We start from the raw sequence: 17,621 nt of genomic DNA on the forward strand, positions 1-17,621 counted from the left end.
GAAAGATCCGTCTGCGAGGGAAAATTAGAGCTGTGTGGATGACATGAGAATAGAAAATTTAAGGACGGAATTTGGCACAGATAAGGCAAAAGTGATTGCAACGGTAATCTGGGAAGACTATGACCAGCCGGTTACGGACGTGTATTTTGAAACGGATGCGGCGTTTGCCGACAGCTTGACCTGCAATCCGCATGCGTTCCTGGTGGCGAGTCTGATCCCTGCCTTCCATTTCGGAGAAAGAAGAATCCTCATCAAGGAGGAGATCTGTCCCGAATTGAGAGAGGGGCTCCTTGCAGTGATGACATTAATGCGGCATTGGTATTACAAACCCGATAAACAACTGGTACAAATCGAGACGAAAACAAGAGCAAAGGTCCTGACCCCCAATAAACCGCCAAGGACAGGGGTTTTTGTCTCCGGCGGTTTAGATTCCTTCGCAGCGCTACGCTCAAATCGGCTCAATTTTTCGCCGGAGCATCCGGGATCATTTAAGGATGGTCTTATCGTTTTTGGTTTCCACGGGGAGGAACCCGATCACTTCAAGCAGGTTCTGGCGTCGCTTTCGGAGGTGGCCGAGGAGGTCGGGATCACTCCTATCCAGATACGGACCAACCTGGTTGCGCTCGGTCCAGGCTGGGCGTTCTGGGCGGATGAGCTATTTGGAGCCGCCTTCGCCGCAGTTGCACATGCCTTCACCAATCGCCTCACAACAGTCGCCCTCGCTTCGGCCGGGTTCTGCTTTCCAAGAAAATTCGATCCGCATGGATCACACCCTTTGATCGATCCCAATTACAGCAGCAGTGATCTTAGAATACATCATGACGGAATCGCCCTCTCAAGGTTGGAGAAGGCACGGTTGATTTCTGACTGGGACTTCGCCTTGAAGCATCTGAGGGTTTGCAATAGGACAGGGAGTGTTCGATCCGAGACATTAAACTGTGGGAAATGTGAAAAATGTATCCGAACCATGCTGTCCTTCTCGGCCTTGGGGATTCTCCATAAGGTTCCCGTTTTCCCTGCGCAAGACATCTCGGCTGACCTTGTCAGATCCGTTCGTTTAAGCAGCGTCAGTGTGCGTTGCTACCATGAATTGTTAGCTCCTTTGGCGGAGAGAGGTCGCAAAGATCTTGTATCGGCCATTGAGGATAAGATCAAGCAGTGCGAGAGATCAGAGAAGTTGAATCGGTGGAAAACGAAGCTCAAACAGTTCGACCGAAAATATCTCAACAGCAGTCTGGTTCATCTAAATCAAACCCTTCTCCAGAAAAAAGAAATGGCCCGGAAACTATGATTGTTGACGCGCGGTCGCTTCCTCATAACCAACAAATCGACACCGACGTCTGCATCGTCGGTGGGGGTGTGGCGGGCATCACGGTCGCTCGCGAATTTATCGGCCAGCCGTTCCGGGTCTGTTTGCTGGAAAGCGGGGGGATGGAGCCCGCCGGCGATACGCAGGCTTTGTCCGGCGGCGAAAATGTCGGCCACCCGTACTTTCAATTAGAATTGGCCCGCCCCCGATGCTTTGGGGGAGCCGCGTACAATTGGTTCCTGCAGATCGCTGAAAACCGACCGGGTATTCAACTGCGACCTTTAGACCCGATCGATTTCGAGGAAAGAGATTGGGTTCCATACAGCGGTTGGCCTTTTAAACGGGCTCATTTAGATCCGCTCTATGAACGGGCTCAAGCGGTCTGCCGACTCGGACCGTTCAAGTATCGCTCGGAGGATTGGGCAGACCCGGAAAGGAAACCATCCCTCCCTCTGCTAAATGGACGTGTCGAGACGGTCATCTTTCAACTGGGGGAGCGAGACACGTTTATCACGCATCATCGCGCCGAGATCACGCGTGCGGAGAACATTACGACCTATCTGCATGCCACCGTCACAGAGATCGAGACTGACTCGGCCGGGCGGACCGCGACGCGGCTGAGGATGGCATGCTCCGCCGATAAGGTCGTCTGGGTCACGGCGAAACTCTTTATTTTAGCGCTCGGCGCAGTTGAGACACCTCGGTTGTTGTTGCTGTCAAACCGGAGACAGCGGGAGGGGCTGGGGAACGGCAACGATCTTGTCGGCCGCTTCTTTATGGAGCATCCCCATTTGACCTCGGGTACTTATATAACTTCAAAGCTCCACCTCGAACAGACTCTGGCGTTATATTCATTCCCTCCCTCAGACAACGGGCGCACGTACGGGAGGTTTGCGCTTTCGGAAGAGACGTTGAGGAAGGAACAACTGCTGAATTGGACGGTGTCGATCAGTCCGAAGTTCTGGCCTCTGACGGTTAGGGCAGGTCTACAAAAAGTGGATCAGACCTGCCGAATGATTGGAAACGCGGTCGTGAGGGGCAATTTCCGGGACTGCGGGCGACATTTGAAGTTCCTGGTTCCTTTCGTCTTCAATGAGGTGTCGGCAGCGGTCGGTCGGAAAATGATCGGCCTTTTAAGGAGGCGGGTTCTCAATTATCTTTTCGCTTCACGTAAGGTCGGATTTTTTTCGCTTCAGCACATGTCTGAGCAAGCGCCTAATCCGAGTAGCCGGGTGACCCTTTCCGAGGAGCTGGACTGTTTTGGACAGAGGCAGGTCAAACTCGATTGGCGACTCAGCGCAATCGATATACGGACCCTTCTGCGCGGTCAGCAAATTCTGGATGAAGAGTTACAACGCGCCGGCCTGGGGCGCTTGGAAATTGAAATGGAAGGGGAAGGGGAGGTTTCTCCTCCCGACCTTCACGGCGGTTGGCACCACATGGGGACAACCAGAATGCATCATAGCCCGAAGCAGGGTGTCGTCAACGAGCATTGTCTTGTCCATGGAATAAACAATTTGTTCATCGCGGGTCCGTCTACATTCCCGACCGGTGGCTATGCGAATCCAACCCTGACGATTGTTGCCCTGGCCATTCGACTGGCGGACCATATTAAACAGCGTATGGCGTCGTATTAAAAGTTTAGCTTTTGTACGGAAATTTTGGTGAACGACTTGCATCCACAAACAAACTCGAATGCCCACGAGAGCTATCGCACCTTAGCTTCAAAAGTAAGCCATGCATATGGGGTTTGGAAGCGCCTGAAATTTCGTTTGCTGCCGAAATTATGGATACGATTGTGGATTCGATTCTGGATGCGATGGGCCGGTTTATCTTGGACTGGCCGGATCGCCACGCGCCTTGCGACCTGGTTCGCCCCCCGGTATAAAGCCGCGCGCCAACTAGCCGGCTTTTCCCCCGCGGGATATATCGCCCCCAGCGCAACCATCCGTCATCAGGGGTTTCGCCTCGGACGGCATGTGTTCATCGACGACCGCGCGCTCATCTTCCAGGATCATGAGGGGGGGCCGGTCGAGTTGGGAGATTGGGTCTCGATTTACCGCGATGCCATTCTCCAAACCGGTTACGGGGGAAGCATCAGCATCGGCGCCCATTCAAGCGTGCAGCCCCGCTGTATCCTCTCTTCTTATGTGGCTCCCATTCAAATTGGCCAGCACGTCATGATCGCCGCCTATTCCGTATTTTATTCCTACAATCACGGCATTGCCCCGGGAGTGTTCATCAAGGAGCAACCTCTCCAATCCAGGGGCGGCATTGTGGTGGAGGATGACGTCTGGATCGGCGCGCGCGCTATTGTCTTAGACGGTGTGCGGATCGGAAAAGGCGCGGTGGTGGGCGCAGGGTCGGTCGTGACAAAGGACGTTCCGGCCGGGGCCGTCGTGGGGGGATCTCCCTTGCGCATCCTCAAGTGGCGTGACGGGACGGAATTGAATTCCTCGGAGGAGAACTAGCTTGGAGAAAGCGTCAGAGCCTTTCGTCAGCGTGGTAACACCGGTCTATAATGGTGAGACCTTTTTGGCGGAATGTATCGAAAGTATTCTCGGCCAGACCTACAAAAACTGGGAATATGTGATCGTCAACAACTACAGCACCGACCGCACCCCGGCGATCGCGCAACGTTACGCCGAAAAAGACGCGCGTATTCGAATTCATCACAACAGCACCTTCTTACCGTTGATGCAGAACTTGAACAATGCAATGCGCCAGATCTCTCCCGAGAGCAAGTATTGCAAGGTCGTTCATGCCGATGACTTCCTACTCCCAGATTGCATTACTCAGATGGTCCGGTTGGCCGAGGCGCATCCGTCGGTCGGTGTCGTCGGGTCATATCGGATCAATGGGGATCAAATGGCGGGCGGTGTCCGCCACCCGATTGCGGTCATTTCAGGCCGAGAGATCGGCCGATCAACCCTGTTGGGAGGGCCGGATGTGTTTGGCCCGCCGACCGCCATTTTACTCCGTTCGGAGTTGGTTCGAAGCCGCCCAAGCTTTTACAATGAGATTAATTATTCAACGGCCGACAAAGAGGCGGTCTACGATATCCTTCGGACCCACGATTTTGGCTTTGTTCATCAAGTCCTCACCTGTTTCAGGGTCCATAAAGAGCAGGCGAGCACTTTTCTGGCGACGAGCGGCGCTTACCAGTTGGGGAAAATTATAATTTTGGAAAAATATGGTCAATCCTATCTGGGCCGGGATGAGCATGAGAGATTGTTAAACGAAACCTGGCAGAGCTATTATCAATTGCTGGCAAATGGGGTTTTTGAATTAAGGGAAAAGAAGTTTTGGTCGTTCACAATGAATATGCGGAAGGCTGCAGGGCATCCGTTGAGCATTCCGAAGCTGATCGTGGCGATTCTCTCGAAACTGTTTGATGCTCTGCTGAATCCGAAAAACAGCCTAGAGCGGATCCTCCGACGGCTTTAAGCGATTGGTCCATGATCGGAAAAGAGAGCCACCATAGAATGACTTTGAACCCCTTCAATGCTGAAGCAGAATGCAGGTGCGGCAATGAGCGCGCTTGAAGCGGCTTTCATTGGGGTGTTGATCACCCTGACTTACATTTATTTCGGATATCCTTTTTCCGTTCTGATTTTTTCAAAATGGATCAGAAAGGAGATCCGGCGGGGGGAGTACGCGCCGCAAGTGACAATTGTGATCTCCGCTTTCAACGAAGAGGGGTCGATCGGGGAGACGATTCGAAACAAGCTGTCCCTCAACTATCCGGAGAAAAAGCTGGAGATCATCGTCGTGTCGGACGGCTCCACTGATCGAACCGACGAGATCGTCAAAAGTTTTATCTCTTCGAATGTTCGATTCTTTCGCCAGGAGCCGAGGGGGGGAAAGACATCGGCGCTGAATCTGGCGGTGAGGGAGGCCAAGGGAGAGATCATCGTCTTCTCCGACGCCAATTCGATCTACGATCGAGAGGCGCTTCGGCATCTAATGAGTAATTTCAACGATCCCACCATCGGCTATGTGACGGGAAAGATGATCTATGCGAACCCTGACGGATCGATGATTGGAGACGGCTGCTCGGCTTACATGAAATACGAAAACTTTCTGAGGTCCAAAGAGACCTTGATCGGATCGATCGTCGGGGTGGACGGCGGAATCGATGCGGTGAAAAAGGAACTCTACCGGCCGATGATGCCGCATCAGCTGCCCGACTTTGTGCTCCCTTTGAGTGTGGTGCAGCAGGGATACCGCGTGGTCTATGAGCCGAATGCGCTCCTGAAGGAGCAGGCGCTTTCTGCGGCGAGGGATGAGTACAAGATGCGCGTTCGCGTTTCGCTTCGATCTCTCTGGACCTTGATGGAGATGAAAAGCCTCTTCAACCTTTTTCGTTATGGGTGGTTCTCCTGGCAATTGTTTTCTCATAAATTGCTCCGATATGCCGCCTTCGGCCTGATGCTGGCGCTCTATGTTCTGAACGGATTTTTATTGGGAGATCACCGGATTTATCAATTGTTCTTTTTCCTCCAGACGCTCTTCCACACCGGGTCATACATCGGGTATCTGCTGCAGACGAAAAAGTGGGACTTGCGGCTCTTTTATATCCCCTTCTATTTCTCGCTGATCAACATTGCGGCAGGACATGCCTTTCTAAAGTTTCTCAAAGGGGAGAAGCAGGCGCTGTGGGTTCCCCGGAAAGGGTAACGCTCCCTTGGCGTACTGATCGCTCAAATACAGATGCACAAGATAAAAATCGCCTACCTGATCGACACCATTATCTGTGATACGGCGGGAACGGAGAAGCAACTCCTCCAGATTATTCAGCGACTCGATCGGAACATTTTCGAGCCGTCCCTGGTCTGTTTGTGGAAATCTTCCTGGATGGAGATGAATCCCCTCCCTTGCGAGGTGATCACCCTCGGATATCGCGGCTTCATCAAGCCCAATATTATTAACGTGTTGGGAAGATGGGTTGATCTCCTAAGGGAGAGGAAATTCGATATCGTCCATACCTTTTTCGAAGACGCCATTTTTGTCGGCTACCTCGGCGCCTTGCTCAGCCGGTCTGTGCCGGTTTTGTTGTCGAGCCGCCGGGACATGGGGTTGGGGGAGCAGCCTTGGTATCACTCGGCCTACCGACAGGTCCTCCCTTTTGTCAATCGGCGGTTCGATGGAATCGTCGCGAACAGCCATAACCTCAAAAGGTATGTCATTGAACGGGAGCGGCTCTCCGAGGAGAAGGTAACGGTCATCCACAACGGGGTCAGCATCCCCCTCGTTGTAGCGCCGAAGCCGCCGATTTTCTGCGAGAATCGTGCCGACCTCTGGATCGGCATCGCGGCGAACTTGAAGCCGGTAAAGCGAATCGATCTCTTTCTTCAAGCCGTGGCGAAAGTAAAAGCCGCTTTCCCCGAAGGGTTCCGCGTTCGGGCGGTCGTTTTGGGGGCCGGACCGAAGCGAGACGCACTTTATACCCTTTCGGGATTTCTGGGACTCTCGGGGGATGTCCATTTCTTGGGGGCGGTTCCCGACGTCACCCCCTATTTGCAACATCTCGATATCGGCGTGTTATGCTCGGACAGGGAAGGTTTTTCAAATGCGCTGCTGGAGTATATGTCGTGTGCCCTCCCGGTGGTGGCGACGAATGTGGGAGGTAACGCCGAACTGGTCGATTCTTCGAATGGGTTTTGTGTCCCTCCGGGCGATCCGGAGGCTCTTGCGGAGGCGTTGATCAAACTGGCCCTCGACCCCGTCTTGCGAAAGGAGATGGGAAGACGCTCCCTCGAAAAAGTGGAAAGGACCTATTTTTGGGAGAAGACGATGCGGGAGCTGGAAGATTACTACTGCGGCCTTCTGAAAAGGTTTCCAGCGCAAATGTATGAACATGTCTTTTAAGAGAGCGTTCAAGTGTTTTTTGGTTCGACTTCCCTTTGTCAAAGGCTTGGCGCTTTCCCTCACGCGACATGTGCCGCGCATCTTGATGTACCACCGGTTCGAAGCGGTGCGGGGGGGGGACGGTACGATTGTTTCCAGGGAGACATTCGAATGGCAAATCGGAGTGATCAAAGCCGATTTTCGCGCCAAGACTCTCTCCGAATGTATCGAACAGTCCCAAAACGGCGGAACGCGAAACGGGATCGTGGCCCTTACAATCGACGACGGCTACGATGATTTTTACGCGATCGCCTACCCGATCCTGCTCGGAAACGGGATACCGGCGACCCTCTTCGTTGTGACAAGTTATGTCGGGGGTGAATCGTGGTTTTGGTGGGATCGTTTAAGGTACATTTTAAAGCAGGCGCCGGAGGCAAGGAAAGAGTGGCGTTATCAAAGAGACCTGTTTATTGTGGATAAAACAACGCCGGCGAAAGAGAGCAAGACCTGGCATCGCTTGGCCGATTATTGCATGACCCTTTCCGAATCGGAGCGATTGAGGTTTATCGGTGCGGTTGCCGACATGCTGGGGATCGTGGTGCCGGATACCCCCGTCGGCCCGTATAAACAGATCGGCTGGGATCGAATTGTGGATTTGTCGAATCATGGAGTCGAAATCGGATCGCATACCGTCAGTCACCGGATTTTGACCGATTTGGACGACGGGTCGTTGAGACAGGAGCTTGAGCTCTCAAAAAAGGAGATCGAGGCGCGGATCGGAAGAACTGTGAAGACATTTTGCTATCCGAATGGACAGACTTCCGATTATAATGAGCAGGTCGTCGCGGCCGTTGAAAAGGCCGGCTATCAGGGAGCCGTGGTGGCGCATGAGGGGCCTTACCGGCCCGCGGAGAGATACAAGATAACGCGCGTTTCTGTCTCGGAGGACCGGATCGATTTCCTCTGGAAGATATATGGGATGGACTTTCTTATCATGAGAATCAAGAAGTTATTCAAGCGGTCGGTTCCCGGTTCATAAAGAGGACCAATCCATGAAATGGTGCTGTTAATGAGCAAAGGGAATGGTGATTTCGATCTATGGATGAGTTCGTTGCGAACGGGGCGCCTGAAGTGTTCACCTGCCTATTTGAGTCGGCGGCGGTTATGACTAAGAAATCTTACCCTCTTCGGGAGGGCGGCTTTTTACGGGCGGCTGTCGCCTACCTTTTTTTTGTCGTGCTTCTCCTCTTATGGCCGTTTGATTTTTGGCGCGCTTTTGAGAGGAGCGAAAACGGCGCCCGGTGGCTGGAGCGTTCGAACGGTGTCGATATCGGCGAGCCGGGGCAGATCCTCTCCCCGGGGGGGATCCCCTTGCGCGATCTCCTTGCATCAGGAGGCGGTTTCACGCTGGAGGCGTGGGTGGCGACCGCCGATCCGCAGCAATCCGGACCGGCGAGGATTGTCTCGCATTCCCGAAATCCCTCCCGGCGGAATTTCACGCTCGGTCAGGAGGGGAAGAATCTGATCATGCGGCTGCGAACCACCGGGACCGACCTCAACGGCACGATCCCACACCTCGTTGTGAAAGATGTGTTTCAGTCAACTGAACCGCGCCACATCGTGGCGACGTATGACTTTAAGGAAGAAGTCATTTACGTCGACGGCGAGGAGCAGATTCGGTCTCAAGGGGTGAAAGGGACTTTCTCGAATTGGGATCGATCGTATCCGTTGGTCTTGGCGAACGAAGCGACCGGAGATCGGCCTTGGCTGGGGAGAATTTTCCTGGTGGCCCTCTATCAACGCGCATTGGATACGATGGAGATTCATCGGAATTATCAGGCGGGGTGGATGGCCGCGCCAAACGGCGAGGGGAGTCTGCGGCGCGTTTCGGACGGCTTGGCGGCTCTCTATCTCTTTGACGAGAGGGAAGGGGGGATCATCGCAGATCGCTCCGGCCACCCCTTGTCTTCGAACCTCTACATTCCGAAGCGAATCCAGCAGAAGAGTCCGGCCCATTTTTTGGAGTACCCCGTCCGTTTGTCCGATCTGACCGTAACGATGTTGATCGACGGCGTTTTGAATATCATCCTCTTTATCCCGGTTGGGTTCTTGCTCCACGCTGCGCTCGGAGAGCACCTGGGGTCGAGAAAAGCAAAAGTCGTCTGGGTGATGTTGATCGGAGGATTATTCAGCCTGACGGCTGAGTCGCTGCAGTATTTTTTGCCGGGCCGGTTTTCCTCCGCCAGCGATCTGTTGACCAATCTGGCCGGTATCTTCGTCGGAATCATAATCGACCGATCTCGGTCGACTGTTGAAAAAAAGGTCGGAGAGGAATCGTGTTTGGAGGCGCAATGTCGATCTTAAAAACACCGAAGCCGTGCGCTCGGAAAATAAAATGAAGGGCCTCCAATCGTCTGAGACAAGCCAAACCGTCAGCGTTGTGATCACTTGCTATAACTATGCAAAGTTCATCAGCCAAGCGGTCGACTCAGTTTTAGCTCAAACATATTCCGATTTTGAAGTCATTATCGTGAACGACGGTTCCACCGATCATACGGACGACGTCCTGAAACCTTACCTCAGCGAGAAAAAGATAAAATACATCAAACAGGAAAACAGGGGCCAGGCGAACGCGAAGAATAATGGAATTAGAAATTCAATGGGCCGTCTGATCGCTTTTTTAGATGCGGATGACTGGTGGGACAAAATGAAACTCGAAAAGCTGGCGGCGCGATTTTCGGAGGAAAATACCGGCGTCGTCTATTCCAAGTCTCAAATTATGGATTCCAACGGCATTCCCTTGGACTGGATTTATCCGGAGAAGACCTATTCAGGACGCATTACCGAGGAGCTATTTATTGACAATTTCATCCCTTTTTCTTCCGCGATGATTCGCCGTGAATGTTTTGAACGGGCCGGTCTGTTCGACGAATCACTGGGGATGGGAATAGACTGGGATTTGTGGCTGAGGATATCTCGCCAGTATGAATTTGATGTTGTGGACGAACCGCTTCTCTATTACCGGATGGGGCATGTCAATCAGATGTCGAAAAACATGGAAGTGCGAATGAGATGCTCCGACAGAATCATGGAAAAGTTTTTGTCGGAAAGTCCTGAAATGTTGTCCGGGGCCGCTTTGAATCGTGCATGGTTTAAGACATACTGCAACCGAGGGGAATATTACAGAAGTAAGGACCTTCGAAAATCGTCTAGATACTTTTTAAAAGCAATTCCGAGAGCTCCTTTAGACCAAGGAGCGTACAGAGGCCTGGCAAAGAACTTATTGGCATTGCTGGGGATAAAACGAGCCGGCAGTCGGCAGGCGTAAGGAGAGATCTTGTCGTTTTCGGATTTAAAAGAAGACTTGGGAAGGTATCATGTTCTTTTGTCTAAGGAGCCGTCGCTTTACAAGCTCTGGGGCATTGTTTCGACCGAAGGGATCTGGGTCCTAATCAGCTACCGTCTTGGTCGATGGGTCAGATATGAGCTATACATTCCAATTGTCAAACAGATACTCATGGCGTTCACCCTGGTTCTCCATGCCGTCCTCCGGATCATCACAAAGATTGATATTCCATTTGATGTGGAGATCGGAAGAGGATTTTACATCGGACACTGCGGATATATTGTGGTCAATCCCCACGCCAAATTGGGCTCGTACTGTAACATTTCTCCCGGCGTCATTATCGGAGAAGGGGGAAGGGGAGAGTGTAGGGGTGTTCCTAAAATCGGGGATCGGGTCTATATTGGTCCGGGCGCGAAGATTTTCGGACCGATTCTAATCGGCGATAATGTCGCCGTCGGCGCAAATGCAGTCGTCTGCGACGATGTTCCCGATGATGCTGTCGTCGGGGGGGTGCCGGCAAAGATATTAAGTTACAATGGCTCTAAGGATTTCGTCGTCACGCGTGAATAGGAGCACTTAACCATTCATCACTGAAAAACGGAAATGAAAGTTCATCCCCTGATAAGAAGAAGTATAATCGAGCCGCTCTGGGCAATAAAGAGCGGAACGCCTTTGTTGCGCCATTGGAGAGAACTGGAAGAGTCACAGTTCCTCTCGGAGAAACAGCTTCGGGAACGTCAATGGGCCAGGCTTAAGATGATGGTTGAATTCGCTTTCCTGAATAATGCCTACTATCGAAGAAGATTCGAGGAATACGGTATACGCCTGGAGGAGATAAAAACACCAGAGGATCTTCGCAAGGTGCCGATACTTACTAAAAAAGAGATTCGGGGACATGGAGAGGAACTGATATCAAACGGATTCAGCCGCTCTCATCTCATGGAGGCGAAGACCGGAGGATCAACGGGAACGTCTTTAAAGCTCTATCTGACAGAAGTGTGTAGCGAGTTAAAAAATGCGTGTGCCCGAAGGCATAATCGATGGTCTGGCTGGGAAGTGGGGGAGCCGGTCGCCGCGGTTTGGGGAAACCCGGTTTATCCGGTTGGGCTTAAGGAAAAACTTCGTGATGCGCTTCTCTCCCCGACAATATATCTTGATACGATGGCTTTGACCGAAGAGGCTGTAAAGAAATTCGCGGCCGACTGGAAGCGGGTTCGGCCGACGCTTCTCTTCGGTCATGCGCACTCCATCTATCTTTTGGCAAAAATGGTTCTTGAGACGGGGATTCACGGCATTGCGCCGAAGGGGGTTATCTCCTCGTCTATGATGCTGCTACCCCACGAAAGGGCGGTGATAGAGCGGGTGTTCTCCGTGAAGGTCTTTAACCGTTATGGTTGTGAGGAGGTCGGACTCATTTCCAGCGAATGCGACCGGCATGAAGGGATGCACATCAACATCGATCATCTCTTCGTAGAATTCATCAAAGAGGACGGAACGCCGGCGCAGCCGGGCGAGCTTGGAGCGATTGTCATTACCGATCTGATCAACAAGGCGATGCCCTTTATCCGATACCGAATCGAGGATATGGGGGTTCCGCTCGATCGGAAATGCTCCTGCGGGAGGGGACTTCCCCTGATGGAGAAGATCGCCGGAAGGGTCGCCGATTTTCTGGTGCGCAAGGATGGAACACTGATCGCCGGCATCTCTCTCATCGAAAATACGCTCACCCGCATTCCGGGAATCGAACAGATGCAGATCGTTCAGAATGATCGGGAAAGTATCAGGGTAAATATTGTCCCAGATCAGGCATTCTCCTCGGAAAACAGGAATGAGCTGATTCGATATTTCTCAAAGACATTCGGTTTGAATATGCAGATTGAGCTAAGCGAGGTCGGGGAGATACAGGCGGAGCGAAATGGAAAGTATCGATTTTCAATCTGCAATGTCGATCAATAGAACGGGGGATTGAGAAGAGAAGCAATGATCCTTTGCTGCGCTCAGAATGACAGACAACGGACTCAGGATGACAAAAAGAGGTATTTGAAAATGTCCAGTTATATCATCTCTTCATGATCGATTTCGGTGCCAGTTCAAATTGTTTGTCACATGGCAGAGGCCATATCGCTCTCTATAAAAGAGAAATCATCGCTCTGCTGCGTTGGAGTGAAGAGACTGGGAAAGGGGGTATTGGATGGTCTCGCAGAACTGGAGGAATATCTGTGAGTTCTGGAGTCGATTGATCTGGGTGGATGCGGGCGTATACCTGATCCTCCACTTCTTATTTGCCCCTTGTGAGATATGAGAGATGCTCTTCCGGTTGGTTCTCCTGTATATTGTTATATTTTACTCTCAGATCGGAGGACGTGTTCCGATCCTCGGGAAGATTCGAATCGAATTTTTGGTCGGTTCCCTCGCTCTTTGCTTAATTTTGATGAGGAAACTTGACCGATCTCGGAAGGCCGAGTCGGGAAATCAGTTCAACTATGCCATTATTTTCTTTTTTATATCGATGCTCATAACGATTCCAATTTCATACTGGCCGGGAAAATCGATCGAGACGCTCATCCGTGTACTGAAATATTTCTCGATCTATATCATGATCGTCTCGACGGTCGATACCGAGGAGAAATTAAAACAATTTGTCTGGACTTATTTGATGATGGTTTTTCTCATCGTGGGGGAGCCGTTTCTGGGCGTGATCACAGGAAACGCCACTTTCGGTTCACACAGGGGGTACGACAGGCTCATGGGTGCGACCGGGCTCTGGGCTCATCCGAACTCATTGGGTGGTTTCGCGTCGGCGAACCTACCGTTCTTATACTTCCTTTACAAGGCGGAAAATTCCAAACTCAAGCGCTGGCTGATCCTCGCGATTGCGGTCTCTTCAATTGGCAGCATCATCTTTACTGGTTCACGGACCGCCTACGTCGGGGTGCTCGGTGTGGTAGGTGCGATTTGGATAGTGAACCCTCATAAGATTCGGAATATCGTGCTGGCGCTTTTTTTTCTGGTCGTTATTTGGTTCGTGATGCCGGACGACTACCGGAACCAGTTTCTTTCGCTGAAGTCGATGGATGAGGTGATCTTATCAAAAGACGAAGCGGTCGATGGGTCGATGATGGAGCGATGGGAAATTGTTCGAGATGCCTGGATGATCTTTCTCGACCATCCGTTTCTCGGCGTCGGTGTTGACGCGTTCCCAACTGTCCGAGGGGCCCGTTTCAATCGCTGGCAGGATACGCATAATCTTTATCTTCAGGTCTTAACCAACTTGGGAATCATCGGTGGAATCGCTTTTTTCAATTTGATGGTATCAATATTCAAAAATTTGACCCGCACGAAACGGCACCTGGAGACCCTTGGAGGACGTGAAAACATTTGGCTGTCACAGCTGGCTCAAGCCGTGACAATCTTTGTTCTAGGGAGACTAATTGTCGGGATGTTCGGTATGGATCTTTATGAAAATTACTGGTGGTTTGCCGGTGGGCTTTCCGTCGTAATGCGGAGGGTGGCCAGTGCTCGGGCTCTTTCGGAGTCGCAGCACGATGTGCATTCTAGGCCGCTCGCGATTGCCTCACCGAAAGAAACTTTGTAGTTTGTAGGCGCATGTCATGTACGGGGGAAAGTCGCGCGGTTTTGATGGACGGGGTCGCGTTGCATAAGCGAGTCTGCTATATTTTTCAGGATCAATATCCGTGGGATGTGCGGGTCGAAAAGATTTCGGATTCGCTCGCACAACAGGGTGTCGAAGTGCATATTGTCTCGCGCAATCGGGATGGTTTGGCCAGAACCGAACCCTATCGTGACCAGATCACCATTCATCGGTTGTCTAAGGGATTTCATCCGGTCGTGAGAGATCTCCTCAATTTCCCCGCCTTTTTCTCTCCATTCTGGCTGAAGGCGATCGTCTCGAGCGTTTGGAAGACGGCCTCCGAACTGATCATCGTCCGGGATTTGCCTCTTGCGATTACAGCCTGGATTGCTGGAAAGATGACCCGGCGACCGGTTCTCTTAGACATGGCGGAGAATTATCCTGCGATGATTCAGGACACCTGGACCTATCGAGGACCCCAGGGGTTCGATTACCTCATTCGAAACCCCGCGTTGCTCCGGAGCATGGAGCGGTTCATCCTGCCCAAAATGGACGGCGTTCTGGTTGTCTCCGAGGCGAGTGCGGCGCGAGTTGGGAATTTGGGCGTCCCAAAAGAGACAATCTCAGTCGTCGGAAATACCCCCTCCCTCCAAAGAGGAGTGAGTCATTCCTTTGCAAATGAAATCAGAGAGAGGTCCGATTTTATCTTGATCTATGTGGGGGGACTGGAGGAAACGAGAGGGTTGGATACCCTGATCCGAGCCATCCCAAGGGTCGCTGAAGTGGAGCCGAATGTCCTGGTCGTCCTCGTTGGAAAGGGAACCTCTGAGCCGATGCTCAGACAATTGACTCGAGCGTTGGGGCTTGAAAAGCACCTTCTCTGGATGGGGTGGCAGGATCCGAAATCGGTTCCCTCGCTGATTCAGGCGGCCGATGTTTGTCTGGTTCCCCATTACGTCACGGAGCATACCGATACGACGATTCCGAATAAGATTTTCGATTATATGCTGCAGAAGAAACCGGTGATCGTCACCCACGCGAAAACCCTCTCTGAAATCGTCGATTTTGCGCAGTGCGGTCTGGTGTACAAGGATCACCGTGTGGATGAATTGTCGGAAGCGATTATTCAGCTTCGGAGTAGGGAGTTGCGGAGGAAGATGGGAGAGGCGGGGTATCAGGCCGTTTTGAGCAGATACAATTGGGACCACGATTCGCGCCGATTGATCGAAGCCGTCCTTGCGCTAACGCATCCTCCTCAGCTATTATGCAATGGAAATGCGAGAACTTAAAATCCTGAATCTGATCGACTCGAATTCTCTGGGAGGCCCGGAAAAGTATATCCTCGGATATGCGAAGGGGCTGGATGATTCAATCAAAATAGCAGTCTCAACCTTCGGAAGCGACGGTTCGGATAGCCCTTTTTTATCTCAATCGCACGCGTTGAAGAAGATCAATTCGTTCGTCATCCCGTGCGCTCACTCCTATGATCCGAAGCAGATCACGAATTTGATCGCCCTTGCAAGGCGCGGGGAATACGATATCATCAATTCGCACGGCTATCGCGCCGATCTGATTGGCCTCATCGCATCGAGGGTCTTAAGCGTTCCGATCGTCGCTACGTTTCACGGTTGGACCGGCTCTAATTCGAAAGTTAGATTCTTTGATCGAATCGATAGAGCGGTTTTGAAGCGGATGGACCACATTATCACCGTTTCGGAGGCGAACAAAAGACGATTGCAGCAATCCGGGATCGAAGAGACTAAAATGACGGTGGTGCCGAACGCAATCGACCCTGAAGAATTCCTTGGCCTTTCCCGATTGGGTCGGCCTGAAATGTTGAGGGAAGAACTCGGCTTGAGTGGAGATGAGAAGATTTGCATCTGCGTCGGAAGGCTCAGTTTCGAAAAGGGTCAGAAAGTCGCGCTCCAAGCTTTTGCGAGCACAATCAAGGAAATCCCTGAATGTCGTCTCGTTTTTTTGGGCGAAGGACCGGAAGAAGGGAGATTGCGGAAGCTGGGCCACGAGTTGGGCGTTTCGAATGAAGTCTACTTCGTCGGTTTCCGGCCGAATGTCATCGATTATCTGAAGTTCTCCGATAGGATCCTCCTCCCTTCGCTTACGGAGGGACTTCCAACTGTGGTGTTGGAAGCCTTTCTCTGTTCAAAGCTTGTCATTGCAACGTCGGTCGGCGGGACCCCGGAGGTCGTTCGAGATCGAGAAACGGGAATTTTAGTTCCACCCAACGATCCTCAGAGCCTGTCTAAGGCGATAATCGAATCTTTTAAAGACCAGAAGGAGATGGAACGGATTGCACAGAATGCCTGCCAAGTCGTGATGGCCCATCACACCTTTGAAAAACATGTCGTAAAAATGGAGCGCGTGTTCCGGACATTATGAAGAAGAAAATCATTGTACTCGCCGGAACGCGTCCCGAGGCGATTAAGCTGGCTCCTATTATCCTGGAGTTGAAGAAAAACGCTGATCTCTTCGAGGCGGTCATCTGTGCGTCCGGCCAACATAACGAAATGCTCTGCCAGGCCTTATCCGATTTTGAGATCGTCCCCGATATGAATCTGAGCGTCATGCGTTCGGGACAATCGCTTGCCGGTGTGACGGCCCGCCTTTTTGAAGCAATTGATCATCTTCTTGAATCCGAACGGCCCGATTGGATCTTGGTTCAGGGGGATACGACGACAGCGATGGTCGGCGCCCTTTGCAGTTTTTACCGAAGGGTGAAGATCGGCCATGTGGAGGCTGGGCTTCGGAGTCACAACCGATGGGCCCCCTTTCCGGAAGAGGTGAACCGTCGGGTTGCGGGGATGGTTGCGGACAGGCATTTTGCCCCGACGGATAGGGCGAAGCGAAACCTTCTGAGCGAGGGGGTGGCGGAAAGCGATATTTTGGTAACCGGCAACACCGTAGTCGACGCCCTTCTCTGGATGATCGAGCGGGTTCGAAGAGAACAACCTTCCCTGTCGGCAGAGGTCCTGAAGGCGCTCTCCAATGGAAAGCGAATGGTGCTCGTAACCGGGCACCGGCGCGAGAGCTTCGGTCCAGGTTTCGAGCAGATCTGTCTCGCCATCCGAACGTTGGCGGAGATGTACCGGGACGTTGTTTTCATCTACCCTGTCCATTTGAATCCAAATGTGCAGGAGCCGGTGATGCGTCTTTTGGGAAAGGTTGAGCGGGTTCTCTTAACTGCCCCATTGACCTATAAGCCCTTTGTTTGGCTGATGGATAGGAGTGCGCTGATCTTAACGGACTCGGGAGGAATACAAGAAGAGGCGCCGAGTCTCGGTAAACCGGTTTTGGTGATGCGTAAAGTGACGGAGCGTCCAGAGGGGGTTGAGGCCGGGACAAGCCGACTGGTCGGCACCGATCGAGATCAGATCGTCGAAGGGGTCACTTCGGCTTTGAAGAGTTTAGGTGAGAGCCGATCGGTCCCATTGCCCTACAATCCATACGGGGATGGATTGGCCGCTCAGCGCATTGTCCAGGCCCTTCGCTCTTGAGGTCGTAAGGAT

15 protein-coding genes are annotated in these 17,621 nt (G+C 52.1%); all 15 read left to right on the forward strand.

Going from position 1 to position 17,621, the window contains the following annotated elements:
* The first annotated feature begins 43 nt into the window (after nucleotides 1–43).
* The 15 genes from MNODULE_RS15440 (at nucleotide 44) to wecB (ending at nucleotide 17,609) form a co-directional block, all read left to right on the forward strand.
* Nucleotides 44–1,291 (forward strand): hypothetical protein, encoded by a 1,248-nt coding sequence (locus tag MNODULE_RS15440; RefSeq protein ID WP_168061489.1) that lies wholly within the window; start codon nucleotides 44–46, stop codon nucleotides 1,289–1,291.
* Nucleotides 1,186–2,946 (forward strand): FAD-dependent oxidoreductase, encoded by a 1,761-nt coding sequence (locus MNODULE_RS15445; RefSeq protein WP_168061491.1) that lies wholly within the window; start codon nucleotides 1,186–1,188, stop codon nucleotides 2,944–2,946. Before MNODULE_RS15440 ends, MNODULE_RS15445 begins: the two co-directional genes overlap by 106 nt.
* A gap of 177 nt (nucleotides 2,947–3,123) precedes the next feature.
* The gene (locus MNODULE_RS15450; RefSeq protein WP_168061493.1) at nucleotides 3,124–3,780 is read left to right on the forward strand and encodes an acyltransferase; all 657 of its coding nucleotides are present in this window, start codon (nucleotides 3,124–3,126) and stop codon (nucleotides 3,778–3,780) included.
* 1 nt (nucleotide 3,781) lies between these two features.
* Entirely contained in the window at nucleotides 3,782–4,756 is a 975-nt protein-coding gene (locus MNODULE_RS15455; protein WP_168061495.1) for a glycosyltransferase family 2 protein, read from the forward strand.
* 84 nt (nucleotides 4,757–4,840) lie between these two features.
* Nucleotides 4,841–5,989, forward strand: coding sequence for a glycosyltransferase family 2 protein (locus tag MNODULE_RS15460; RefSeq protein ID WP_168061497.1), 1,149 nt, complete (start codon nucleotides 4,841–4,843; stop codon nucleotides 5,987–5,989).
* Nucleotides 5,990–6,022: 33 nt separating this feature from the next.
* Nucleotides 6,023–7,180, forward strand: a complete 1,158-nt coding sequence (locus tag MNODULE_RS15465; protein WP_168061499.1) for a glycosyltransferase — start codon at nucleotides 6,023–6,025, stop codon at nucleotides 7,178–7,180.
* Nucleotides 7,170–8,198, forward strand: coding sequence for a polysaccharide deacetylase family protein (locus MNODULE_RS15470; protein WP_168061501.1), 1,029 nt, complete (start codon nucleotides 7,170–7,172; stop codon nucleotides 8,196–8,198). The genes MNODULE_RS15465 and MNODULE_RS15470 overlap by 11 nt, the downstream gene beginning before the upstream one ends.
* Before the next feature lie 125 nt (nucleotides 8,199–8,323).
* Nucleotides 8,324–9,523, forward strand: coding sequence for a VanZ family protein (locus MNODULE_RS15475; protein WP_181071082.1), 1,200 nt, complete (start codon nucleotides 8,324–8,326; stop codon nucleotides 9,521–9,523).
* A gap of 31 nt (nucleotides 9,524–9,554) precedes the next feature.
* Nucleotides 9,555–10,487, forward strand: coding sequence for a glycosyltransferase family 2 protein (locus MNODULE_RS15480; RefSeq protein ID WP_168061505.1), 933 nt, complete (start codon nucleotides 9,555–9,557; stop codon nucleotides 10,485–10,487).
* A gap of 9 nt (nucleotides 10,488–10,496) precedes the next feature.
* On the forward strand, nucleotides 10,497–11,075 hold the full coding sequence (locus MNODULE_RS15485; RefSeq protein ID WP_202882230.1) for a serine O-acetyltransferase: 579 nt from the start codon (nucleotides 10,497–10,499) through the stop codon (nucleotides 11,073–11,075).
* Nucleotides 11,076–11,180: 105 nt separating this feature from the next.
* The gene (locus MNODULE_RS15490) at nucleotides 11,181–12,461 is read left to right on the forward strand and encodes a phenylacetate--CoA ligase family protein (RefSeq protein WP_202882231.1); all 1,281 of its coding nucleotides are present in this window, start codon (nucleotides 11,181–11,183) and stop codon (nucleotides 12,459–12,461) included.
* A 349-nt stretch (nucleotides 12,462–12,810) separates the two neighbouring features.
* Nucleotides 12,811–14,100, forward strand: coding sequence for an O-antigen ligase family protein (locus tag MNODULE_RS15495; protein ID WP_168061509.1), 1,290 nt, complete (start codon nucleotides 12,811–12,813; stop codon nucleotides 14,098–14,100).
* 44 nt (nucleotides 14,101–14,144) lie between these two features.
* Entirely contained in the window at nucleotides 14,145–15,386 is a 1,242-nt protein-coding gene (locus tag MNODULE_RS15500) for a glycosyltransferase family 4 protein (RefSeq protein WP_238339592.1), read from the forward strand.
* Nucleotides 15,373–16,494: a glycosyltransferase family 4 protein gene (locus tag MNODULE_RS15505; RefSeq protein ID WP_168061513.1), complete on the forward strand. Its 1,122-nt coding sequence runs from the start codon at nucleotides 15,373–15,375 to the stop codon at nucleotides 16,492–16,494. The genes MNODULE_RS15500 and MNODULE_RS15505 overlap by 14 nt, the downstream gene beginning before the upstream one ends.
* Nucleotides 16,491–17,609, forward strand: coding sequence for a non-hydrolyzing UDP-N-acetylglucosamine 2-epimerase (wecB, locus tag MNODULE_RS15510; RefSeq protein ID WP_168061515.1), 1,119 nt, complete (start codon nucleotides 16,491–16,493; stop codon nucleotides 17,607–17,609). Before MNODULE_RS15505 ends, wecB begins: the two co-directional genes overlap by 4 nt.
* Nucleotides 17,610–17,621: the final 12 nt, after the last annotated feature.

The sequence above is a fragment of the Candidatus Manganitrophus noduliformans genome, assembly GCF_012184425.1.
Classification (GTDB): Bacteria; Nitrospirota; Nitrospiria; order SBBL01; family Manganitrophaceae; genus Manganitrophus; species Manganitrophus noduliformans.